Annotated in this window: 20 protein-coding genes (1 of these 20 cut by a window edge); 12 read left to right on the plus strand and 8 right to left on the minus strand. The window is 42.0% G+C overall.

The genetic code is table 11. From position 1 onward, the window contains the following. Nucleotides 1-81 precede the first annotated feature (81 nt). From SWP_RS08720 to SWP_RS08755, 8 genes are all read left to right on the plus strand, one after another. Nucleotides 82-549, plus strand: coding sequence for a DUF2919 domain-containing protein (locus SWP_RS08720; protein WP_020912101.1), 468 nt, complete (start codon nucleotides 82-84; stop codon nucleotides 547-549). A 723-nt stretch (nucleotides 550-1,272) separates the two neighbouring features. Continuing rightward, nucleotides 1,273-2,466, plus strand: coding sequence for an HD-GYP domain-containing protein (locus SWP_RS08725; RefSeq protein ID WP_020912102.1), 1,194 nt, complete (start codon nucleotides 1,273-1,275; stop codon nucleotides 2,464-2,466). 333 nt (nucleotides 2,467-2,799) lie between these two features. Then, complete coding sequence (locus SWP_RS08730; RefSeq protein WP_020912103.1) at nucleotides 2,800-3,618, plus strand: Rossmann-fold NAD(P)-binding domain-containing protein; 819 nt, start codon at nucleotides 2,800-2,802, stop codon at nucleotides 3,616-3,618. A gap of 15 nt (nucleotides 3,619-3,633) precedes the next feature. Further along, nucleotides 3,634-4,260, plus strand: a complete 627-nt coding sequence (locus SWP_RS08735) for a thiol:disulfide interchange protein DsbA/DsbL (RefSeq protein ID WP_020912104.1) — start codon at nucleotides 3,634-3,636, stop codon at nucleotides 4,258-4,260. 268 nt (nucleotides 4,261-4,528) lie between these two features. After that, on the plus strand, nucleotides 4,529-4,795 hold the full coding sequence (locus SWP_RS08740; protein ID WP_012277650.1) for a DUF4212 domain-containing protein: 267 nt from the start codon (nucleotides 4,529-4,531) through the stop codon (nucleotides 4,793-4,795). A gap of 31 nt (nucleotides 4,796-4,826) precedes the next feature. Next, nucleotides 4,827-6,545, plus strand: a complete 1,719-nt coding sequence (locus SWP_RS08745) for a sodium:solute symporter family protein (RefSeq protein WP_020912105.1) — start codon at nucleotides 4,827-4,829, stop codon at nucleotides 6,543-6,545. Nucleotides 6,546-6,695: 150 nt separating this feature from the next. Next, on the plus strand, nucleotides 6,696-8,543 hold the full coding sequence (locus tag SWP_RS08750; RefSeq protein WP_020912106.1) for a DUF294 nucleotidyltransferase-like domain-containing protein: 1,848 nt from the start codon (nucleotides 6,696-6,698) through the stop codon (nucleotides 8,541-8,543). Nucleotides 8,544-8,548: 5 nt separating this feature from the next. Further along, nucleotides 8,549-9,226 carry an exonuclease domain-containing protein gene (locus tag SWP_RS08755; RefSeq protein ID WP_020912107.1) on the plus strand — a complete coding sequence of 226 codons (678 nt, stop codon included), beginning with the start codon at nucleotides 8,549-8,551 and terminating at the stop codon, nucleotides 9,224-9,226. 39 nt (nucleotides 9,227-9,265) lie between these two features. On the opposite strand, the gene SWP_RS08760 is transcribed toward SWP_RS08755, so the two are convergent. Together SWP_RS08760 and SWP_RS08765 are read right to left on the minus strand one after the other, a co-directional pair. Continuing rightward, nucleotides 9,266-11,014, minus strand: a complete 1,749-nt coding sequence (locus tag SWP_RS08760; RefSeq protein ID WP_020912108.1) for an ATP-binding protein — start codon at nucleotides 11,012-11,014, stop codon at nucleotides 9,266-9,268. Between the two features lie 21 nt (nucleotides 11,015-11,035). After that, on the minus strand, nucleotides 11,036-11,569 hold the full coding sequence (locus tag SWP_RS08765; protein WP_020912109.1) for a heme NO-binding domain-containing protein: 534 nt from the start codon (nucleotides 11,567-11,569) through the stop codon (nucleotides 11,036-11,038). Nucleotides 11,570-11,846: 277 nt separating this feature from the next. Here SWP_RS08765 and SWP_RS08770 point away from each other — a divergent pair, with 277 nt between their 5' ends. Beyond that, nucleotides 11,847-12,425, plus strand: a complete 579-nt coding sequence (locus SWP_RS08770; RefSeq protein ID WP_020912110.1) for a lecithin retinol acyltransferase family protein — start codon at nucleotides 11,847-11,849, stop codon at nucleotides 12,423-12,425. Nucleotides 12,426-12,483: 58 nt separating this feature from the next. Here SWP_RS08770 and SWP_RS08775 read toward each other — a convergent pair whose 3' ends face one another. The 5 genes from SWP_RS08775 to SWP_RS08795 form a co-directional block, all read right to left on the minus strand. Then, nucleotides 12,484-13,548 carry a ketoacyl-ACP synthase III gene (locus SWP_RS08775; protein ID WP_020912111.1) on the minus strand — a complete coding sequence of 355 codons (1,065 nt, stop codon included), beginning with the start codon at nucleotides 13,546-13,548 and terminating at the stop codon, nucleotides 12,484-12,486. A 97-nt stretch (nucleotides 13,549-13,645) separates the two neighbouring features. Further along, complete coding sequence (locus SWP_RS08780) at nucleotides 13,646-14,317, minus strand: GntR family transcriptional regulator (RefSeq protein ID WP_020912112.1); 672 nt, start codon at nucleotides 14,315-14,317, stop codon at nucleotides 13,646-13,648. A 107-nt stretch (nucleotides 14,318-14,424) separates the two neighbouring features. Next, entirely contained in the window at nucleotides 14,425-15,990 is a 1,566-nt protein-coding gene (locus SWP_RS08785) for an aldehyde dehydrogenase (NADP(+)) (protein ID WP_020912113.1), read from the minus strand. 41 nt (nucleotides 15,991-16,031) lie between these two features. Continuing rightward, complete coding sequence (locus SWP_RS08790; protein ID WP_020912114.1) at nucleotides 16,032-17,033, minus strand: 4-hydroxyproline epimerase; 1,002 nt, start codon at nucleotides 17,031-17,033, stop codon at nucleotides 16,032-16,034. A 77-nt stretch (nucleotides 17,034-17,110) separates the two neighbouring features. Further along, a complete protein-coding gene (locus tag SWP_RS08795) occupies nucleotides 17,111-17,530 on the minus strand; it encodes a dihydrodipicolinate synthase family protein (RefSeq protein WP_020912115.1) in 420 nt (139 codons plus the stop codon). 167 nt (nucleotides 17,531-17,697) lie between these two features. Between SWP_RS08795 and SWP_RS08800 the strand changes: the two genes are divergently transcribed. Together SWP_RS08800 and SWP_RS08805 are read left to right on the plus strand one after the other, a co-directional pair. Then, nucleotides 17,698-18,738, plus strand: coding sequence for a proline racemase family protein (locus SWP_RS08800; RefSeq protein ID WP_020912116.1), 1,041 nt, complete (start codon nucleotides 17,698-17,700; stop codon nucleotides 18,736-18,738). A gap of 24 nt (nucleotides 18,739-18,762) precedes the next feature. Continuing rightward, nucleotides 18,763-20,037: an NAD(P)/FAD-dependent oxidoreductase gene (locus SWP_RS08805; protein WP_020912117.1), complete on the plus strand. Its 1,275-nt coding sequence runs from the start codon at nucleotides 18,763-18,765 to the stop codon at nucleotides 20,035-20,037. An 842-nt stretch (nucleotides 20,038-20,879) separates the two neighbouring features. Here SWP_RS08805 and SWP_RS08810 read toward each other — a convergent pair. After that, on the minus strand, nucleotides 20,880-22,211 hold the full coding sequence (locus tag SWP_RS08810) for an aminopeptidase P N-terminal domain-containing protein (protein ID WP_044555802.1): 1,332 nt from the start codon (nucleotides 22,209-22,211) through the stop codon (nucleotides 20,880-20,882). Between the two features lie 112 nt (nucleotides 22,212-22,323). On the opposite strand from SWP_RS08810, the gene gmhB reads away from it, so the two are divergent. Then, nucleotides 22,324-22,680: the 5' portion of a D-glycero-beta-D-manno-heptose 1,7-bisphosphate 7-phosphatase gene (gene gmhB, locus SWP_RS08815; protein WP_020912120.1), read on the plus strand. The gene runs 201 nt beyond the window's last position; the window shows 357 of its 558 coding nt (coding positions 1-357); its start codon is at nucleotides 22,324-22,326; the stop codon falls past the right edge of the window.

Here is a 22,680-nt window from a genome sequence, read left to right on the forward strand (position 1 = left end):
TTCTGCAAAAGGCACCATATCTGATTAAACACTAATACAGTTGCAGACAGCGCTGTCTAGATTCGGACAAAAGGGACAGCTTTGAATTTCAGTAATATAACTTGGCTAGATGATAAGGGTCATATTAAGCCCCCTTTGATGCTGTATTTAATGCTGGTCTTTTTAGCAAGAGGATGGTGCATATTTATTGCGTCATTAACTCAAGCAAGTGATAGAGCAGGGCTTGTGGCATTAGTTTATCCGCAAAAGTCAGATTTTTTGATGGCACTAATGGCTGGTGCTGGTGCTCTTATTGTATACGGCTTGATAATCGCCGAGCGAAAACGCAGCCCTTCGTGGATCCAACCTATCTTTAAATATATAAAATGGCTATTACTGGCGTTGTTATGTATTGACGGCGGGTTGCTCATACAGCGTATTCTACATGCTCACTATGTGTATAGTTGGAGTGTAGGACTAGATGCATTGTTTCTATTCTGGAGTACTTTATATCTGTTTAATTCAAATAGGCTAAAATACTATTTTTTAGATTGGAAAGCAGAAGAATAGATTAGCCTTTAGCTCGTAGGCTTGGTGGAGTAGGTAAAAAAATGGCGCTGTATGAATACAGCGCCAAAAAGAATCTGCAGTACCGACAGCATTCGATACTATGATCCAGGGATATTAACAAAAAACCTTTTTTAGTTAAGCAACAAATAATTGCTAGCCTTAATCAAAGGACAATTGACAGTTTGTCATTGAGAGTAATAGTTCGGGGCTACTAACTCTAAAGGACGAAGCTAGAATATAACAATTGAAGATTGCATACAATATCCTATCGATAGTAATCCCATTCAATTCACGATAATAATGGAATAAGTTATAACTAAGGGTTAGGGGGGGGGGGGCTGACTATCAGTGGGCCTATTTATGTTCCTGCTGAACGAGCCTGGGAATTAGCGCACAATGAATAATTTGACGCCGTACTCGTTTAACTTTGTGGTTTTAGTTTATTTGTCTATTTAATGTGGGCTGATATTGTTGCTCTGTCTGAAATGGTTAAAAGATTCGAAGTGATCGACTGTTTACTTGTTGACTTAACCATGTGAAAACTGTCATAAAATTGACATTCTTGCTGTTATTCGTAAGAGAAAACTATTATTATCGACTAATAGCTAATGGCGACGTAGCCAAAATTAGTGCCAGTGATAACCCGTAAATGTTTGGCACTATATCTTCTTTCAAGAGTGAGACACTTTTTCAAAATAGTGACTACCTCTGGAGCCTTTACTAATGTCAAAAGACGTCAGAATTCCCTTGTCTAAGTTATGCATTGGTTTAACCATTAAGTTACCACTGTCATGGACCCAACATCCTTTTCTATTTAATCAGTTTGACATTGAAAACCAATCGCAAATCGAACTGATTAAGAGTTTGAATATTGCCTATGTATATTTGATCGCAGGAAAAGCATTGCTTGCGTCGACACAAGAGCAACAGGTTAAAGTTATCGTGGAGAAATCTGCTGAGGAATTTGCTCAGGAAAGGTTAGCTTCATTACGCAAATCTATTCGCATGAGTCAACAAAGATTTCAAAAAAACGGTTTAGAGTGCCGCAGTGCATTTTCAAAAATAGCAGCTGAACCTGAGGGCGCTTATCGGTCAGCCGCAACGTTAGTCGAATCGATGATGGACCATATTAAAGAAACCTCAACACCGCATCTTGCTTTAGTAAGTAGTAACGAGGATGACAGCGGGACAGAGCACGGGATTTCGATTGCAGTATTGTCGATGATGCTCGGATGTTCATTAGGCTGCACGGATTCAGAGTTACGGGATATCGCAATGGGAGCTGTATTTCATGATATTGGTAAGAGAAAAGTACCTGACGTCATCAGACGTAAGAAAGGTAACTTATCTGATCATGAAGTTAACTTTCTTAAGATGCACCCCAAATTTGGTTTTGACATGATGACCAAACAAGATCTTTTTCCAAAAGCAGTACTTGATATTGTTCTACATCACCATGAGTGGGCTGATGGTAGTGGTTATCCTGACGGACTAAAAGATCCGCAGATCCCACTAACAACACAAATAGTTGCCTTGGCAAATGACTTTGAGCAGTTACTTAAATTTGGTCATGGGCGTTCACCGCAAGTGGCTTTAGGTTATCTTTTTAAAAATAGAGCTGGTAAGCATGCGCCATCGCTGATTTCAGCCTTGGTTAAAGTACTTGGGATTTATCCCCCCGGCACATTAGTGCAATTATCAAATGGGCAAATTGCTAAGGTTCTGATTACCACTGAAACGGTCAAACAACCTCACGTAATCGCTTGTGATGAAAACGGAGATAACGCGGTGTTACGCTATTTAGTAGAAGAGGGTATATTGATAAGTAAAGTGCTTAAAGTCGATGAGTTAGGCACTGGCGCATTAAAAGTACTGGATCCAAGTGCTGATATAAGCTTCTATTTTAGCTCTATGTAATAGCAACTCCATTAAAGAGTTGCCCATTTAGCACGCGTTTAAATCACTTTTAGACAAGTAAGTGGCTTATCGCTAATCGTTATTCTATATCTAATGCCACATGCGCTGTATTAAGTGATTTCCCCATGCCTTAAATATCAGCCGCAGGTTGTGAGCGTCATAGGACTTTCACTGCTAGGTGGCATTGTCTCAAAAGGGAATAACCACTTCTTTCACAATGGGCCTTGAATTGAAAGCCCTGAGAAAGCTCTGAACTGAGTATGTCCTTAATGGAATTGGTATAATATAAATGCGGTCTGGCCTCGTTATTTAGTAATAATCAAAAGGGTGATAATGATAAATTCAGTTTGTATTGTCGGTTGTGGTTGGTTTGGCTTGCCACTGGCGCAAGAATTAGTAGCACGTGGTGTTACGGTAAACGGTAGTAAACGTAGCTCTGAGGATGCAAGTGCATTATATAAAGATGGCATTAACGGTTTTTCATTAGATTTGGCTGAAGTCGAGCAACAGTCACTCCCGGCCCTAAAAGCCGCGCTTAATACCGATTGTTTAGTTGTCAATATTCCACCAGGATTAAGAAAAGATCCCCATGCTTATCATGGGAAACTAACGAAGTTGATTGCATTGATTAGCGGTATTCGTTACCAAAAAATAGTCTTTGTTAGTACCACTGGAGTTTATCCATCACTGGATAAAGTAATGACTGAGCAAGATGCCGCTGCCCACTCAGAGGTCAGCGAAAAGCTGCTACAAGCTGAAGCGCTGTTTTTAGCGCTAGATAACAGCTGTATTGCTCGCTTCTCTGGCTTGGTGGGTCCTAAACGCCATCCTGGGCGCTTTTTAGCTGGCAAAACCGAACTAGCGGAGCCGATGGCTCCGGTCAATATCGTTCACCTGCATGATTGTATCAGCGCCGTTGCAAAACTGATTTTTGATGCCAATTCTGCAGGAGTTTACAATGTTTGCGCACCTAAACATCCTACACGGGCGGCATTTTACCGTCAGGCTAGCTTAAATTTGGGGCTCATTGAACCGCAATTTGTGCAGGATAGTACGGCCGGTGGCAAACTCATTAGTAGCAATCGACTCGTTAAAGAGCTAAATTTTGAGTATCAGTTCAGTGACCCTATGGATATGCTGGACGCCTGTTAAATATTAAGGATGTATATGAAATCGTTACAAGTATTGTTTACTGGTGGGTTATTGGCGATCGTAAGCTTCTTATTGCCCTTACAAAGCGGCCATGCAGCACCGTATGTTGAAGGCATTGATTACGTCAAAATAGCTGGGATCCCAGAAGCTCAAAAGCCAGTGATCAGAGAATTTTTCTCTTATAACTGTGGCCATTGTTACCGACAAGATCCGCTGTTTGAACAAACCGCGCATTTATTAGAGAGCGATGTGCAGTTCGAAAGAACACCTGTTGGAGCTGGCCGTACGAGTTGGATTTTAAGTCAAGAAGCCTATTATTTAGCGCAAAAATTCAGTGTTACTAAGCAAGTTCATGGCAATATTTTCACTCGGATCCACGAGAAAAATGGCGCATTTAAACGGCCAGCGGATCTGCAAGCTTACTTTGTCAGTCAAGGAGTCGATGATAAAGCTGTGACAGATGCGATGAATTCGGCTGATGCTAAACTCGCATTGATGAATTATGACACTCAAGCTCAATTGGCTGAGATTAAAGGCGTGCCATCTCTATTGGTCAACGGAAAGTACTTAATAAAGAAGCAACCTCAGTCTCCTGAAGCGCTTGCTGATATGATCCGTTACCTGAGCCAACTAGAAAATTAACTGCAGATACAGAGAAAAAAGCCCACTTCAAGTGGGCTTTTTTGTGCTTGTTAAATAGAAACAGATAATACCTTGGTCTAACTCATTGCTTACTAAATGAACTTGCTTTACGTGAGCGTTAACCTGTATCTGTATGAATATTAAGGGGTTTTGTGGATTTCGTATAATACCTTCCGTTGGCGTTAGACTAAGGTCGCGATTGTTGTTCAGCGTACGCTTGCTAGATTAACTGCTGACTTAATATAAAAATCAGCACAGGGGAGTCGCTATGAGTTTTGAAAGCAACGAGAAGGCAGAAGGTTATTGGCGTGAAAATCTACGCCTAGTATTAGGCTTATTGGCCATATGGGCAGCAGTTTCATTTGGCTGCGGAATTTTATTAGTAGATGTGCTCAATGAGATCCATTTCATGGGGTTCAAGTTGGGGTTCTGGTTTGCACAACAGGGTGCCATGTATGTGTTTGTCGCACTTATTTTTGTCTATGTCGCTAAAGCGAATGCGTTAGACAAAAAATATGATGTGCACGAAGACTAATAACTAAGAACTTATTTAAAGGAGTCATGAAATGGACGTACAAACATTAACCTATCTGATAGTAGGGATTACATTTGCCCTATATATCGGTATTGCGATCTGGTCTCGTGCTGGTTCGACTAAAGAATTCTATGTTGCTGGTGGCGGTGTACACCCTGTAATGAACGGTATGGCTACTGCAGCCGATTGGATGTCTGCGGCATCATTTATCTCACTGGCGGGTATTGTATCTTTTACTGGTTACGACGGTTCAGTATATTTAATGGGTTGGACCGGCGGTTATGTTCTGCTAGCGCTTTGCATGGCTCCGTACCTTCGTAAATTTGGTAAATTCACAGTACCTGATTTTATTGGTGACCGTTATTACTCACAAGCGGCTCGCACCGTTGCGGTAGTCTGTGCCATCTTTATCTGTTTCACCTATATTGCAGGTCAAATGCGTGGTGTGGGCGTTGTATTCTCTAGATTCCTTGAAGTTGAAGTTGAAACTGGGGTTTATATTGGTATGGCAGTGGTATTCTTCTATGCGGTTCTTGGTGGAATGAAAGGGATTACCTATACACAGGTCGCACAGTACTGTGTGCTTATTTTTGCTTTCATGGTTCCAGCAATCTTCATCTCAGTGATGATGACAGGCCATATCATTCCGCAAATTGGTTTTGGTGCAGAGTTAATTGATGCTGCTGGCAATGGTACTGGAGTGTATCTGTTAGATAAGCTCGATGGGTTGTCTGCCGAGTTGGGCTTCTCCCAATACACGGAAGGTTCTAAGAGCATGATTGATGTGTTCTTCATTACTGGTGCATTGATGTTTGGTACAGCAGGTCTTCCTCATGTCATCGTACGTTTCTTCACTGTACCCAAAGTTAAGGATGCGCGTGTCTCTGCGGGCTGGGCACTTGTGTTTATTGCGATTATGTACACAACGATTCCTGCTCTTGCTGCGTTCTCTCGTGTAAACATGATTGAGACCATTAATGGCCCTGAGTCGACAGGTGTTGCTTATGAAACTGCACCTGAGTGGATTAAGAATTGGGAGAAAACAGGCTTAATTACCTGGGATGATAAGAACGACGACGGCAAAATTTACTATGCCAAAGGCCCTGAAAGTGAGATGAAGATTGACCGCGATATTATGGTGTTAGCTACGCCAGAAATTGCCAATCTGCCAGCATGGGTTATCGCTCTTGTTGCTGCCGGTGGTCTCGCGGCTGCCCTTTCAACTTCAGCTGGTCTACTGCTGGTTATATCAACTTCTGTATCTCATGATTTACTGAAAAAGAACTTGATGCCTGATATCTCTGACAAGAAGGAATTAATGTACGCCCGAATTGCAGCTGCTCTGGGTATCGTGATGGCTGGTTACTTCGGTATTAATCCGCCTGGGTTTGTGGCTGCGGTTGTTGCGATAGCATTTGGTTTGGCAGCTTCATCGTTATTCCCGGCGATTATCATGGGGATCTTCTCTAAGACTGTGAATAAAGAGGGCGCTGTCGCCGGTATGATAACGGGTCTGCTATTCACAGCTTCTTATATTGTGTACTTTAAGTTTGTCAATCCAAGCGCGAACATAAGCGAGAACTGGTTGTTTGGTGTATCGCCTGAAGGTATTGGTATGCTGGGCATGGTGATTAACTTTGCTGTAGCCTTTGGTGTGAGTAAGGTTACAACGGCAGTTCCACAAGATGTTGTTGATATGGTTGAATCAATTCGCTTCCCGAAAGGTTCTGGTGAAGCGCAAGATCACTAATATCTATAGTTAGATAGATTAAAAAGAGCGCTTTAGCGCTCTTTTTCTATTTCTACAGCCATAGACTGGCCTTTAGTCGAATAGTGTTAATGTTGTTCTAGACGATATAGTTGTTATTGCAGAGCAGGTCAGTAGATAGGGAGTTGATAAATGGATGCTAGCGAATTACAACCCATCATGCAGTTCTTACAACAGCGAGTACCATTTTCGTCACTGGATGAGGAAGCGTTGTTAAGTGGCTGCCGCTCACTCACTATCGGCTACTACAGTAAAGCGTCTGCTTTTGTTCCGTTAGATCCTCTGCACCCGCAGTTGTATATTGTGAGAAGCGGTGCATTTGAAGTGCGTGACATTAATGGTGAGCTACTTGATCGATTAGGTGAGGGCGATTACTTTGGATTTCCCTCTTTATTATCAGGAGAGGAGGCGAGTAATCGCGTCGCTATTTTAGAAGATGGTTTGGTGTACCACCTGCCGCCTGAAATGTTTAATTCGCTGCGCACAAAGAGCCGCGAGTTTGACCGTTTTTTCAATAAGGCATTTGCAAAGCGCTTAAGGCATCAGGGTAGGTTTAAGGCTAAAGAGCTGGCAACTACCAGTCGGATCACAACATTGATGTCTAAATCTCCGCTGACGATAGATATGAAAGCAACGATATCAGATGCTGCAAGATTAATGCGAAAATCACGGGTTTCATCAGTATTAGTCATCGATAATGAAAAGTTAGTGGGGATTTTAACTGATAAAGATCTTCGCAATCGCGTCTTAGCCGAAGGGTTAGATGGTAGCCTTGCTGTCCATCAAGCAATGACGACGACACCGATATCGATTGAGTCAAACTCACTCGTGTTTGAAGCTATGCTTTTGATGAGTGAACACAATATTCATCATCTACCAGTGGTAGACTGCGGACTGGCAAAAGGAATTATTACTAGCACCGATATATTGCGTGGACAAAGTTCGCAGCCGCTATTGTTAATCGGTGAGATTGACCGACAAAAAGACCTACCTAGCTTGATTCAAGTAAGTAAACAGATCCCGCTTTTATTGCAAAACCTAATCAGTGCCGATGCTCGGGCCGAAGAGATCGGCCGGGTATTAACTTCGGTAACCGACGCACTCACTCGGCGTTTAATTGTATTGAATCAACAGATATTAGGCGAGGCTCCGATGGCTTTTTGCTGGCTAGCATTTGGCTCTCAGGGACGGCAAGACCAAGTCGCCTGTTCAGATCAGGACAATGGGCTACTGCTGGCTCATGAACCGGATGAAGCTGCCGAAGGTTACTTTGAAGCACTGTCAAAAGCTGTGTGTGCTGGACTTGATGAATGTGGATATATCTACTGCCCTGGCAATATTATGGCGCAAAACCCTAAGTGGCGAATGTCTCTTAAAAAGTGGCGTGGAGTGTTTCAAAAATGGGTGAATACGCCAGATCCAAAAGCGTTGATGCATAGCAGTATCTTTTTCGATATGCGTGCTGTTTATGGGCCACAATCTTTGTTCAATGGTTTGCAAGATGAAGTGCTTAACAATACTAAAGACAACGATATTTTCCTCGCGGGCCTGACTGGAAACTCATTGACGAGTACACCGCCTTTAGGGTTTTTCAGAAAATTTGTGCTGGAGCGAGATGGTTCAGAGGTTAAAGGGATAGATCTTAAACATAAAGGTAGCGCATTAATAAATGACATCGCCCGTGTGTATGCTTTGTCTGCTGGCATTAAAGAGGTCAATACCGCTAAAAGAATTAGGGCGTTAATGGACCAAAATATTATTAACCGCAAAGATGCACTTAACCTTGCCGATGCTCATGAGTATATTGCTCACATGCGCCTTTCAAATCAAGGCTATCAATATACTAACGGTAAGCCTGTAACGAATTATTTGATGCCAAAGGATGTGTCTTCATTGGTGCGTCATCAGTTAAGAGATGCATTTAAAGTTGTTCATGACGGGCAAGTAGGCCTTAAGTTAAAAATGATGCGGAGCTATTAATTCTTTTGAAGCGTTTTTATTTAAAAAACCAGCTCAGATTGAAGGCGTTTAGAGCTGCTGATGGCGTTATTGCTGACTACTACCGAGCGCTAACTTGTGCCATCTCTATACCTCTTGCGGATATTCCATTAATGGCAATCGATTTGGAAATGACTGGGCTAAACGTTCAGTTTGATCAAATCTTGAGTATCGGTATGGTGCCTATTCAAAATGGTATGCTTCAGTTGAAGGATGCTGATTATAGATTGGTTAGCATAGAAGGAAGTGTAGGTGATAGTGCAGCAATACACGGAATTGTAGATGGTCAGTTGGAAACCGCCATATCGGCTAATGAGGCAATGCATTGGTTCTTAGAAAAGACCAAAGGTCATGTATTAATTGCACATCATGCACCGCTTGACCTGTGCTTTTTAAAAGCAGAAATCTTTCGTTGTTTTGGTGAAAAAATGACATTTGTATCAATTGATACTATGTCTTTAGAGCGAGCTAGAATATTACGGCAGCATGAAGTGATTAAAGAAGGTTCCTTGAGGCTCGACGCTTGTCGGAGCCGATATGGTTTACCTATTTATGCCGCTCATAATGCGGCAGTTGACGCATTATCTTGTGGAGAATTGTTATTGGCCCAGATGGCGAGTATTGCGGGGGCTGAAGAGCTTACGTTGTCAGATTTGTTACGTTAGCTAGCAATAACGACTAAGACGTTGGTCAAAAAGTAATGGCTAACCGGTGCTATCAAGTTGTTGTCCCCACTTTATTAATGCCGCCTTAATATCATCCTGCTGGTAGGGTTTGTTAATTATTTCATCCATACCGCATTGGTAACATTGTTCAGTTTCGACAGAGGTTGTACTGGCAGTCAATGCAATAATGGGTTTTGTATAGCCCTTTTCACGCAGTAAACTCGTTGCCTTAAAACCATCGACAACAGGCATTCTGCAATCCATAAATACAATGTCAACATTATTGACGGTTAAATAGTCGATAGCTTCTTGGCCGTCGTTAGCTATTGTGGGCGTAATTCCAAATTTGGCTAAAATCATCTCAATCAGCATTTGGTTTACTTTACTATCTTCCACGACGAGGATTTTTAGGTTTTCAATGGGGTAATCTGCTTGAGGTCGTTCAATATCTAAAGCTACTTTCTGTAAGCTATTTAAAGGCAAAGCAACTTTGAAGCAGCTTCCTTTGTTAAGCACTGAAGCTAAGGAGATTGTGTCATTCATCTCATCGACCAATTGTTTACAAATTGCAAGGCCGAGTCCAGTACCTTCAAAAGAGCGGTTGCTGGAATTATTGACTTGAGTAAAAGGGGCAAATAATGTGGAGATTTTATCTTCTGGGATCCCACATCCTGTATCTTGCACCTCAAAATGAAGCTTTTCTTGCTCCCAAGTGATATTGACTTTGATTTCACCCTCTTGGGTAAACTTAAGAGCGTTGCCAATAAGGTTAACCAGTATTTGTTTGATCCTATCTGGATCGCCTAGCAAAGTTTGAGGAATATTTTGCTGAACATTGAAACTAAATATAAGGCCAAACTCTTCTATACGTTGCTTAAAAATATCAAAGATCATCTGGCACAGTTTAGCTGGTGAAAAATCTACCTCTACAATTTGTAGCATACCAGCACTCATCTTACTAAGGTCTAATAGGTCATTGATGATGACTCTTAAAAGCTCTCCTGATTGATGCATGGTGTTGAGAAGCTGTTGTTGATAACTCGATAGCTTAGTATCAAGCATAAGCTCTGCTGAGCCCAGTAAACCGTTAAGTGGGGTTCTTAATTCGTGGTTAATCATAGCGACAAAATCACGGGTCGATTGCTCTGAGGATTCAGCCCTTAACTTTTCCTTGATGGTGTTTTCGAGTAATTCTTGCCGTCGCTGAGCAGCGCTAATCATATCGCAAAATAGTAGCAACTGTTTCTCAATGGTTTTTTGCCACGAAATAGGTGATTCAATGACCAGTGTTAAACTGCCCAATACTTTGCTTGCTGCATTGATCCGCAATTTTATTTGCTGATGATCATTTGACCAGTTTAATGCTTGGTTAGCAGTTGAAACTTGTTGTATTAGTCCTTTGTCGCCTGCGATGAAAGTATCAAATTGATCCTCTTCAGTTGGTGATTTAAATCGGATGCGACTGGCTTTAATATTTTCAATGCCAATCAAATCATCTAGAAGTCGTTGCAGTAATATATTTGAGATCGGTTTTTGTAAAAATTGCTGATTATAATCGAGTAAGATTGATTCTAAATAGGTTTTAAAGTGAAGTAGGGCGATACCTTGCTTTGACTCTTCTTTAATATTGATAAGTGAATCTTCAACAAGCTGTTTGGCACTATATAACTCTCTACTTTTTTCTTCCAGCAGTGTTTCTGCTGCTTTCTTGGCTGCTTTTTCGCGGGCTATTTTACGGTTTAATAGCTCAATTTTTGCTGCTAATGCGCGGATCTCATCACTCGGCATAGAATACTATCGACCTACTTGTTAAACATGCGTGATGGTAAAGCGCACTTCAGAACTGTCTTTGACAAGTGGCTCCATGACTATCTCTACTTCCTCATTGAAATGTTCAGCACAGCCTTGTATTAAACCCAAACAAACATGAGACATGCAGCGTGCAGAAACGTAATCCATCACTAACTGGCTCTCGGTTGCTGAAATAAAGTTAAATGTTGGTGGGTTAGCGTTTTGATAAAGTTTTTTAACTTCAATATGGATGTACTCTTCAACACTTTTAATAAAGTCAAAAGTTGAATCTGATTTTCCTTCAAGGCCGGGCATGCTATTGAATAGTGTGATAAAAACCGATTTACCATATATTTCTTGTAGATCTTCTATCGGTACACCAGTGATCTTGCTCAAACTCACAATGAGCTTAATAAGGTCATTGTGATCATAAGTACCAACACTGGTATAAACCCCATCATTTTGATTTTCATCCAAAATTCTTTGGCAAATTTCTAGGCCAAAAGAGTCTTCGACTAACTCTAAAAACTCAGCAAAAATGATTCCCTTCATAGATAAACCCTTATCGTATCGCTACTTATTAAAGTAGTGTACTAATTGATTATATTCAATGCTTCTCCATGCCGAAGTATTGATTTAGTTTGTACTTCAGTTTAGATATTCAGCCGTTTATGGTTCTGAGAAAATAGCCACAATCCCTACAGTCTGAGGCCAAAGTGAATGCGCGATCAGCAATAAACAAGTTTTGGTTACACTTTTTGACTTCTGCTGACTAGAATTGTTGTATAGCTTACAGAGTATTAGGTTAATTTTAGTAAGAGGAAACTGTATGGCATTACCGTTGATATGGTTAGGAGCTGCTGCAATAGGTGCCGCTTTGGTTGCTGAGGAGCGGAAAAATCAAAAGGATATTGCCAGTAAGCGTATGCAGGGCAATGCTAAATCCGCTCATGCTCATGGTGACAGTGCAGAACTTGCTCCTAGTCTATGGCATACAGGCGATAAAAAAGTCAAGTTAGAGCCCGGTGCTATTATTTGTTGCTTTGTATTTGGGGTGATAGAGCATACTGGTATTTGGCTTGGTGATGATACTTTGGTCGAGCTTCACGGTAGTGGATTAGTCCGCGCGATTTCAATAGAGCGGTTTCTTGCTGGAAGAAGCGGTAGTAGAGTGTATCAAGCATGTAACCACCTGCACCAACCATTGGTTGGCACTAAAGTATTGCAGAGGGCTAAGGAAGCGATATTTAGCTATCGAGAATACGATTTACTCGATAATAACTGTCATAGGTTTGTTTGCTATTGCCTTACGGGCGAAGAAAAATCATTATCTCGTTTTAGCAAACTCAATAACGAAATTGGTACCTATTTTAAAGAAGCTATTTATTGGGATGAAGCGATTATTTGATATAAAAACACCGACTCATGGGGTCGGTGTTTTTTTTGTCTTTGGCTAACTGCTAAAGCTATTTACAAAAATGCTTCACCGCTTTGCTGACTAGTTCAATACCTGTTTTATCACAAGGTGGTAGTTCTGCATCACTGACTTTGAGCGGCGTGATTCTATCGCCCCACTTAATTAAAGCGGCTGCAGAGGTTAAACCAGCACCAAACGCACAGGATAAAATCGTTTGATTTGGTTGAATTTTACCTTGTTCCAAAGCATCGCAAATAGCGATAGGTATCGTTGCTGCAGAGGTATTGCCATAATTGGCTATATTAACAACGGCTTTTTCTTTTGGAATTTTCATGCGACTAATTAACGTATCAATGATGCGCTCATTAGCTTGATGCGGAATAACCCAATCAATATCGTCTTTGTCAATGCCACACTTTTCTATGACTTTAGTGCTCAGTTTCCCCATGCCTGCAATTGCACGCTTAAAGATCTCTTGACCGTTAAATTCGATGTAAAAGTCGAGTGAGGATGCTTCAAATCTGTCCATTGCAGTACCAAAGCCTGCTTTGAGAATATCACGACCAGCGGGGTCATTATTAAGCTCATAACCTAGCACACCGATGGCTTCGTCAGTTGCTTCAAGAACAACGGCACCAGCACCATCGCCGAATAAAACTGCGGTTTCTCGGCGAGACCAATCTAAGAAAAATGATAATCTTTCTGCGCCAATGACTAAGACTTTTTTACATTGGCCACTCTTGATTTGTGAGCTACCGAGCCCAATGCCATAAAGAAAACCACTGCATGCAGCATTGATATCAAATGCGGCGCAACTTGCACCTATGTTTGCTTGTACCGTCGATGCAATATTGGGGATCAACGTATCTGGCGTAGCGGTTGCTAGAATTATCATATCTAGATCGCTGCCTTCAATACCAGCAGCTGCAAGTGCACGTTGAGCGGCAACTGATGCTAGCTCTGATGTATTGACATGACTAATATGACGCTGGCTTATACCTGTACGAGGTTTAATCCAGTCATCGGAAGTCTCGATAAAGGTAGCGAGATCATGGTTGGTCAAAGTTGCAGGAGGCACACATTTGCCCCATCCCGTAATTGTTGCGTACTGCATTTCGGTATTCTCTCAAAATAAAAAGGCAGAACCTGAGGTCTGCCTTGTCAATCAGTATTAGTAAAGCTTAACAAGTCTTGTCACACTCAACAGTGAGCTATCCCTCTTGTTGAGCAACTAAATCTCTAATTGCGTCTGCTGCTTGAAGGATGTGGGCGCGTAAAAGTTCAACTGCGTTTTCAACATCACCTTGCTTACAGAATTCCAGCAATTCTCTGTGATCTTTTTGGGCTTTAGGGATCCCGCTAGCCAAATAAAGCTCTAGTCGAACATATCTGTCACAGTTGGTATTAAGACCATTGACGACATCAATCGTATGAGGCTTGTCAGCTGCTCGGTATAAACAAATATGGAATTGTGAGTTCAGCCCACTCCAGCTTTCAATCTGGTCTTTATCCTTAAAAGCGACATCTAGAGAATCTAAGATAGCTTCAGCTTCAGTGAAGTCATCTTCAGTCATATGAGGAATTGATTTAGCTAGCAGATCGGTTTCAATCAGTGCTCGTAAATCAAATAGCTCAGTAACTTGAACTGCTGATAAAGTGGTAGCTGTCGCGCCTTTATGCGCTTCAAACTTAACTAACCCTTCAGCTTCTAATTGCAGTAGTGCCTCTCGTACGGGGATCCTGCTCACATTCATTTCGTCGGCAAGGGCGCTTTGGCGTAATGGCATGCCTGCAGCAATTTCTCCAGATAGGATTTTTTCCCTCAATACTTCGACAACAACTTGAGTGCGTGTTTTATGAACGATAGGAGTTATTCTGCTCATATATCCTGTTTTTATGTTAGTTGTTCAAGACGATTTTCTTAGATTACCGCTTAAATAAGCATAATGAAAGGGAAACAACTTGTTTCCCTGTACATATTTTGAAATATTTAGAAGGTGGTGATATTTGATTGCCCTTCTTTTAACTTTTCAGGCATTAATGCTACAGGCATGTTTTGTATGCATAAAGGACGTACAAAACGGACCATTGCTTGGGTTCCTACTGATGTCGTGCGACTATCTGTGCTGGCAGGGTAGGGACCGCCGTGGTTCATTGAGTGGCAAACTTCGACTCCTGTTGGCATTTGATTGAAAATCAAGCGACCAACATTGAATGACACCGACTCTATCAATTGGGTGTTTTCAGAGAGTTCCGCTTCTAGGCCATGAATTGAAGCGGTTAATTGACCTTCCATCTGCTCAGCAATCAACTCCATCTGGGCTAAATCATTACAAGCCACAACCACTGCGAATGGACCAAATACTTCCTGTTGCAGTGTTTGAGAAGCAAGATAATCTTCAGCTTCAATTGTTACTGCTGCTGGTCGTGTAAAGTGGTTAGCAGGAGAGGCCTTCCCTTGTGATATCAGTGCAACTGACGGATTGTTTAAAAATGAGTCGACTTGTGATTGGAAGGTCGCTGCAATGCCTGCTGTCAGCATGCTCGCAGCGGATTCAAGTGCAATTTTTTCAGCCATGGTTGCAAGGTAGCGATTCAGTGCTTCCCCTTTTACCGCTACAACAACGCCAGGGCTGGTACAGAATTGACCGTGTCCCATCATCATCGACTGCACTTGAGTTGTGGCCAAACTTTCAGCTTGCTCTGTTAACAGTTCACCGAGTAAAAATTGAGGGTTAATAGAGCCTAGCTCACCATAAAAAGGAATAGGTTCAGCTCTAGCTGCGCAAATGTCAGCTAAAATACGACCGACTTTCAAAGAGCCTGTAAAGCCAACCGCTTTTATTGCGCTATGGTTGACAAGTTGAGTTGAAGCTTGCGGTTCCGTCGACTGAATAAGGTTAAATACGCCTGCAGGCATATTGCAACGACTAACCGCGCGAGCAACTGCACGGGTCACAAGTTCACTGGTCGCTGCGTGTGCTGGGTGCCCCTTTACGACGACACTGCAACCTGCTGCTAGTGCAGAAGCTGTATCGCCACCGGCAGTTGAAAATGCTAGCGGGAAGTTAGATGCGCCAAAAACGGCTACAGGACCTACGGGTAAAGTGCCCAAGCGAGTATCTGGCTTTGGTAAAGGTTGTCTTTCAGGGTTAGCAAGATCAATCAGTACATTGTTGATTGGCGAGCGTAGCGTGCTGGCAAATAATTTTAGTTGCCCACATGTTCGGCCGGTTTCACCTTGTAGACGTGGCATAGGTAAGCCAGTTTCAATATGAGCCGTTTCCGTTATGGCGGCTATATCCGCTTGGATCTCTTCTGCTATAGCGTCTAAGAAATCTGCGCGTTGCTCATCTGTGGTGCGTCTATAAGATAAAAATGCTTGCTTTGCAGCGCTCACTGCAGCTTCGATATTTTTTGTATTAGCGGAAGCGAATTGCCACTGTGTGGATTCATTTAGCACAGGGTTCATACTATTAAATTGCAATGTTTCATCAGTCCACTTGCCATTGATAAAATGTTGGCCACTTATTGTAACGCTTGTTAAATCTGTCATATTTACTCCTGAGTATGCATGCTCAATAATTTAGTGATTAGTTATACGACCTGAAAGCCGAAGGCGTATGGATCGGCATCATCAATGGTGATGGCATTGTTGCCAGTTATCCTGGCCCAGCCTTTAATACTTGGCATAATCCCAGAGAACTCACCGACTTGTACCGCTTCTTCTATCCGTCCTACAAATTGACTACCGATAATGCTTTCGTGGGTATACTCATCGCCCGTTTGCAAAAGTCCTTTTGCATAAAGTTGTGCAAGCCTCGCGCTGGTTCCTGTTCCGCATGGCGAGCGATCTATCGCTTTATCACCGTAAAATACTGCGTTAGCGCCATCGGAACCGGAGGTGATAGTTTCACCCGTCCAAAGTACATGGGTAACGCCATTTACTGTAGGGTCATATGGGTGAATACAGGTGAGCTGTTCATGAGCTACCTGTCTAACTATCGGACTCCAGCGTAAAATATCTGCAGCTGTCCAATGTCGTAATCCTGGAAAATTTTCTTGTGGATCAACAATCACATAGTAATTACCGCCGTATGAGACATCCACCTTTAGCGTGCCTAAGTCGGGAATATCTAGTATTACGTCTTGATGGGCGAGATAGGCTGGGACATTATAAATTTTTACCCAATCTATTTTGTTGGACGTTTCTTGATAATCAATTTTGATTTGACCCGCGGGAACATCAATGATGAGCTTCCCGGGAGTTTTAGCCGTTAATAATCCGGACTCTATGGCGGCAGTGACTGTACCTATGGTGCCATGACCGCACATTGGCAGGCAGCCACTTGTTTCAATAAATAGAATCGATGCGTCCGCATTATCTGAACATGGTGGGTAGAGGAAGGCACCTGACATCATATCGTGGCCTCTAGGCTCAAACATAAGCCCCTTGCGGATCCAATCATATTCGCGAAGAAAATGTTGTCTTTTCTCGCTCATCGTATTACCGATTAGGTTGGGGTGACCACTAGTTACCAGCCTTACCGGGTTACCGCATGTATGTGCATCAATGCAAAAATAAGTGCCTTTCAGCATGTATATCGCTCCATTATTATAGTTAGTGTGCTGAGCTTGTTGAATAAGAGGCCAGCGCTTGGAGATATGACTTTGATTTAGTCGATGTTGTATTTATCTAGAGCAATACGAGTCTCTAGTGCTTGAGCGATCGCTTGCTCAACGTAAGTCCGTTCTTCACCGAGTAAAGGTAAGCGAGGCATACGGACATTTTCGCTAACGCGTCCTAGTATTTGTTCTGCAAATTTAATGCATTGGGCCGGTGTTGGGATAGTATCAAGCCTTAGCAGTGGCATAACACGACCATTAACGGTTTCAACGGCATGCTTGATAAAACTACGTTTTTTTTCTGGGCTCAGAGAAGCATTTTCTCCAATGGTACCTAGCGCAACAATTCCGTCAATTCCATCTCTTATTAGCTCTTTCAACATGCGAGCATTTGACTCGTAATTGATAGTACCACCTTCATTAAATTGAGTTGAGATAGCTGGGAAAACACCTTGCCAATTCACTTTCATATTTAGGCCTTGATTACGACATTTTTACGTTTGTAATTCCGCTTTATTGTGGGATATTGTATACGCGAGAGTAAAAAATAAAAGACCCTAAATCGTGAAATAGAGTCACTAACTCACCCTAATTAAATTGTATACAATATGCAATTTTAGCAAGGAGAAAACTAGAAATGACCGAAATTGATATCAGTCCAGCGCTGGCAGGCACTTATAGAGCGTTTAAAACGATTGATGCACATACAGAAGGTGAGCCACTGCGAATTATTACCTCTGGCTACCCTGAAATAAAAGGTGAAACTATTTTAGAAAAACGCAAATTTGTTGCTGAAAACTGGGATGTTTATCGTAAATTACTTATGCATGAGCCACGGGGGCATGCAGATATGTATGGTGCATTGGTGACTGAACCTGTGACAGATGGAGCCGATTTTGGTGTTTTATTTTTACACAATGAAGGCTATAGCTCTATGTGTGGCCATGGCATTTTAGCGCTTGTAAAAGTGATGTGTGAAACAGGTAGCATAATGCTCGAGGATCTTCCTAGAGTGATAAAAATTGATGCCCCAGCGGGGTTAATCACCGCAACAGCTTACCGCGATTTTGAAGGTAAAATTCTCGCTAGCTTTAAAAATGTTGATTCATGGGCTGAAGCAAAAGACTGTGAGGTAATGGTCGATGGCTTTGGGTTAGTACGTTATGACATAGGTTTTGGTGGTGCATATTACGCCTATGTTGATGCTGACGATCATGGCATCAGTTGTTCACAAGATAATGTGGCGCAATTAATAGATATTGGAAGGCGTATAAAGCACGCTGTTATAGATGCTCATCCACTTAATCACCCGGTTGAGGAGGATCTCAGTTTTCTGTATGGAACAATTTTCACATCTAAGAAAGTAACCAATAAGGAAGCGCACTCGCGTCATGTGTGTATTTTTGCTGATGGAGAGGTAGATCGTTCGCCCACTGGAACCGGTGTAGCAGGAAGGATTGCATTACTGCATGCAAAAGGAGAGGTTGCACTGAATGATAAATTGATGATCGAGAGTATCGTCGACGGAAGAATGATTGTCAGCGCTACCGCTAAATCTCTATATTTTGGTAAGCATGCTGTAGTTCCTGAAATATCAGGAAGATCTTTTATTACAGGGAAGCATCAGTTCTTTATTGACCCAGATGATGTGTTTCAAAATGGATTTATGTTGCGCTAAACGGCGACTGTTAAGGAATTGATTATGAAAGAATACGACGATGAGCATCGCGGAACGATTGCTATAGTTGGTGCGGGTATTGTTGGACTCGCTGCAGCAATTGAGCTTCAACGAAAAGGATTTGATGTCACTATTATAGATAAAGAAGGAGCAGGGTCTGGCGCTTCTAAGGGGAATGCGGGGCACTTTGCTACTGAGCAAGTCTTTCCATTAGCTGATCCCACTATTCTTCCAAAACTACCGGGAATGCTAATGGATCCTTTAGGGCCTTTTAGAATTCAACCTAGATATTTTGTTAAAGCGCTGCCATGGTTCATGCGGTTTTTGGCCAATATGTTACCAAGACGCCGAGCTAAAAATACACAGGCTATCACGGCACTTAACCAAAGCTCTATTGCTGCGATGAAGCAGCTCGTTAGCTTTTGTCATTGTGAGGAGTTATTGACCCTTAATGGTAGTTTGCTTGTTTTTGAAAATACGCCTTTAGATGAAGTAAATAAAGAATTATCAGCATATGCGAATGCCGGGGTTGAAGTGCAATTACTTGATGGGGCACAAGTTAGAAAGCTTGAACCCTCTTTGAGTAAAACGATCACTCATGCTTTGTATTTCACTCACGTCGGCCATACCAGTGATCCTTATCGTTTGTGTAAGGCTCTAGAGTCAAAATTTAATGCATTAGGTGGAAAGCTCGTTACTGAAGAGCTGGTCAAAGTTGCCGTTGCAAAAACAAGTTCGACAATACAGTTAGATATGGCTACAGGAGCAACTCAGCAAATCAAAAGACTCGTTATCGCTGCAGGTGCATGGTCAAAACCTTTTGCTAAGCAGTTAGGCTACTCTGTTCCATTAGAATCAGAGCGAGGTTATCATTTAATGATGCCACAAATAAGCACGCTGTCACGCCCTGTAGCCTCCTATAACCGTAAGTTTATCATTACGCCTATGACTGACGGAACTCGTCTGGCGGGAACGGTTGAGTTTGGCGGATTAAAGGCACCTCTAGTTGCAGCAAGAGCAGATTGTTTGTTTACTCATGGAAAAGCGCTACTGCCTACATTGTTTGAAAGTGCAACGGTTACCGACGGTGAACGTTGGATGGGATTTCGCCCCTCTTTGCCTGATAGCTTGCCTGTAATCGGCCGTAGCCAGAAACAGTCGAATGTGTTCTTTTCATTTGGTCATCAGCACTTAGGGTTAACTTGGTCTGCTTTGACAGGTAAGTTGTTGGCGCAAGAGGTAGCTGGTGAACAATCAAATATCGACCTGCAACCTTATAGAATAGATAGGTTTGTTTGATTTAGATGAATATATCCCTGTTCTACTTGTAGATGCTCGTTTCAGAGCCATTGGGCCAGTTCAATTCTAGGCGCATTGATGTAGAAATGGTTATTCTCCTTTAAATTATACCAATTGCATTAAGTATTTGACCATTTCAGAGCCCCTCAGCCTTTTCAATTCAAAGCGCATTGGTAAAGAAATGGTTATTCCCTTTTAAGCCAATGCAAAGCAGAAGTGGAAAGACTGAAGGGCTCACGTAGTGCGGCTGAGGTTAAACAAATTGGCAAACGCTGTATGCTTCGCTATGGGATTTGGATATACGACTAAATGGTCTATTTTGTTCCATACAAAATAAGACATTCCGGCCCTCCTTGGCGGTCAGATTTAGGAGGTACGAGACCAAGGATGGTCGAAGGTAGAATAATGCAGGAGCAATTATCGAGAGCGAAGCAGGATGCCAGAGCCGAGAATAACGATTAGCTCAAATCCCACTACTTGCCTACAACGTTTTGAATTCCCGCTGAATGGTCAAACTTTTAATGCAATTGGTATTAGTACTACAACATAACATTTGTTTGGCTTGTAATTCTGATAGCAATCAGCATAAATGTTTGAACACTCTGCGAGAGTTTAGCGGTTTGGGGTAAGTGAGTGAAGAGTATCGTCATGCTACCTTCACGCATCTACTAATACGGCATTAGAGCCGCTAAAACTCGTCTGTTAGCAGTGTTTTCAGCTCGCTGTTTCGCCGTTGAATAAACTCATAAGGGAGCATCCATTATGAGTTTACCCTTGGATTAGTTTGCTAAAACTCACACTGAGTAGACCAATTTCGTATACTGATTAGTATAAATAATGACTTATACTTCAGATCCGGCCATAAGAGCCTCTATTTCACCAACTGTCCTTGGTATATTTTTAGACAAGTTCTCAAAGCTGCTATCGCTGACTAATATGTCATCTTCTATGCGAATACCTATACCGCGGTAAGCCTCAGGAACATCAGTTGCATCAAGAGGGATATAAATCCCCGGCTCAATGGTAAACACCATACCACTTTCAAGGCGAACCCAGTTGCCTGCTGTGTCATGATAGGAACCGACATCGTGTACATCCATCCCCATCCAGTGCCCCGTCTTATGAACCGTAAAGCGTTTATAACTTTCAGTTGTCATAATGTGCTCGATTGATCCCGTTAGAAGACCAAGATCTTTGAGTCCGATAGCCATTACCTTCATGCAAGTCTCATGAATTAGGTTCCACGAAAGCCCCGGCCTAATTATCTCGATAGCTCGGTCTAGTGCGTTTAATACTATCTGATAAATTGCTTTTTGCTCATCATTGAACTTTCCGTTCACGGGGTAACTGCGGGTAATGTCAGAGGCGTAATATTGATATTCAGCGCCAGCATCAATCAAAAGCATTTGTCCATCTTCTAACTCACAACAATTTTCTTCATAGTGCAAACAGCAAGCATTATTGCCTGACGCAACTATATTAGGATAGGCCACATCGCTACAGCCTTTTTTGGCAATACTGAAGTTAAACAATGCAAAGAGTTCGCGTTCATTGAGCCCAGGGCTGCAAGCTTGCATTACTTTTTTGTGCGCGTAGGTTGACGCCTCAACTGCAAGCCGAATGTTATTTATCTCATTTTCCGATTTAATTAATCTCTGCTGGTGTAGCACTTCAGCGAGTTGCTTTATCGCAACAAACTGCTTAGGAGTGTCAAAAGAACCATTATGCCTATGATGATTAGCCCAGCTAACGATCTCGGAAGAGAATCGGTTATTTTCGTCGCAAATATATAGATGAGTGATGCCCTTCATCTGGCATAATAGTTCAGTGGTAAACTCACTAACAGGATAAGCGTGATCGGCATTGTAGTGCTCGATAGCCCCACAAACGCCGGCGCGATGGCCAAAGTTGACCTCTTGATCTTTGTCCTTGGGTCTCAGGAAAAGATGAAAAGAGGTTGTTTCATTTTTAATTAGTAATGCAATTGCGTCGGGTTCATCAAAACCAGTTAAATACAAGAAATTGTTGTCTTGCCTGAAGTGATACTTAATATTTTTACTGCGCACTTTTTGCTGGTAGCCCGCGAGCAATACTAAACTGTTTTCTGGTAACTGACTAAGTAGCGCAATTCGCCTTTGTTGATAGATGTCTACAACCACTTTAATTACTCTCATTATTGTATATATTATTTATTACACTGTATTACTGTTTTTAAAGCAAGTTCACGGTGCAATTGTTTCTAATGAATGGAATAATAGCGACATCAATGAGTAGAGAGATAGTATTGTGAAACGAGCAGTTTTTTTAGATAGAGATGGCGTTATTAATATAGATCATGGCTATGTACATAAAGTCGATGATTTTGAATATGTAGACGGCGTTTTCGAGGCTTGTCTCTCGTTAAAGAAAGCAGGCTACCTTCTTGCTGTTGTGACCAATCAATCTGGTATAGCTCGGGGGATGTACACTGAGGAACAGTTTCATACATTAACGGAATGGATGGATTGGAATTTTGCAGATAAAGGCGTAGAACTAGACGGTATTTATTACTGCCCTCACCATTCTGAAAAAGGAGTAGGGGAGTACAAAATTGATTGTGATTGCCGTAAACCTAAACCTGGAATGATGTTAACTGCTGCTGAC

The organism is Shewanella piezotolerans WP3 (genome assembly GCF_000014885.1).
Classification (GTDB): domain Bacteria; phylum Pseudomonadota; class Gammaproteobacteria; order Enterobacterales; family Shewanellaceae; genus Shewanella; species Shewanella piezotolerans.

What these genes read in the sequence shown, in the direction of transcription:
- SWP_RS08765 (WP_020912109.1), bottom strand. Translation starts at nt 11,569, where the DNA reads ATGAAGGGAATCATTTTTGCTGAGTTTTTAGAGTTAGTCGAAGACTCT.
- SWP_RS08790 (WP_020912114.1), bottom strand. Translation starts at nt 17,033, where the DNA reads ATGCTGAAAGGCACTTATTTTTGCATTGATGCACATACATGCGGTAAC.
- SWP_RS08740 (WP_012277650.1), top strand. Translation starts at nt 4,529, where the DNA reads ATGAGTTTTGAAAGCAACGAGAAGGCAGAAGGTTATTGGCGTGAAAAT.
- SWP_RS08760 (WP_020912108.1), bottom strand. Translation starts at nt 11,014, where the DNA reads ATGCCGAGTGATGAGATCCGCGCATTAGCAGCAAAAATTGAGCTATTA.
- SWP_RS08780 (WP_020912112.1), bottom strand. Translation starts at nt 14,317, where the DNA reads ATGAGCAGAATAACTCCTATCGTTCATAAAACACGCACTCAAGTTGTT.
- SWP_RS08730 (WP_020912103.1), top strand. Translation starts at nt 2,800, where the DNA reads ATGATAAATTCAGTTTGTATTGTCGGTTGTGGTTGGTTTGGCTTGCCA.
- SWP_RS08745 (WP_020912105.1), top strand. Translation starts at nt 4,827, where the DNA reads ATGGACGTACAAACATTAACCTATCTGATAGTAGGGATTACATTTGCC.
- SWP_RS08810 (WP_044555802.1), bottom strand. Translation starts at nt 22,211, where the DNA reads ATGAGAGTAATTAAAGTGGTTGTAGACATCTATCAACAAAGGCGAATT.
- SWP_RS08735 (WP_020912104.1), top strand. Translation starts at nt 3,634, where the DNA reads ATGAAATCGTTACAAGTATTGTTTACTGGTGGGTTATTGGCGATCGTA.
- SWP_RS08775 (WP_020912111.1), bottom strand. Translation starts at nt 13,548, where the DNA reads ATGCAGTACGCAACAATTACGGGATGGGGCAAATGTGTGCCTCCTGCA.
- SWP_RS08770 (WP_020912110.1), top strand. Translation starts at nt 11,847, where the DNA reads ATGGCATTACCGTTGATATGGTTAGGAGCTGCTGCAATAGGTGCCGCT.
- SWP_RS08795 (WP_020912115.1), bottom strand. Translation starts at nt 17,530, where the DNA reads ATGAAAGTGAATTGGCAAGGTGTTTTCCCAGCTATCTCAACTCAATTT.
- SWP_RS08750 (WP_020912106.1), top strand. Translation starts at nt 6,696, where the DNA reads ATGGATGCTAGCGAATTACAACCCATCATGCAGTTCTTACAACAGCGA.
- SWP_RS08800 (WP_020912116.1), top strand. Translation starts at nt 17,698, where the DNA reads ATGACCGAAATTGATATCAGTCCAGCGCTGGCAGGCACTTATAGAGCG.
- SWP_RS08725 (WP_020912102.1), top strand. Translation starts at nt 1,273, where the DNA reads ATGTCAAAAGACGTCAGAATTCCCTTGTCTAAGTTATGCATTGGTTTA.
- SWP_RS08785 (WP_020912113.1), bottom strand. Translation starts at nt 15,990, where the DNA reads ATGACAGATTTAACAAGCGTTACAATAAGTGGCCAACATTTTATCAAT.
- SWP_RS08805 (WP_020912117.1), top strand. Translation starts at nt 18,763, where the DNA reads ATGAAAGAATACGACGATGAGCATCGCGGAACGATTGCTATAGTTGGT.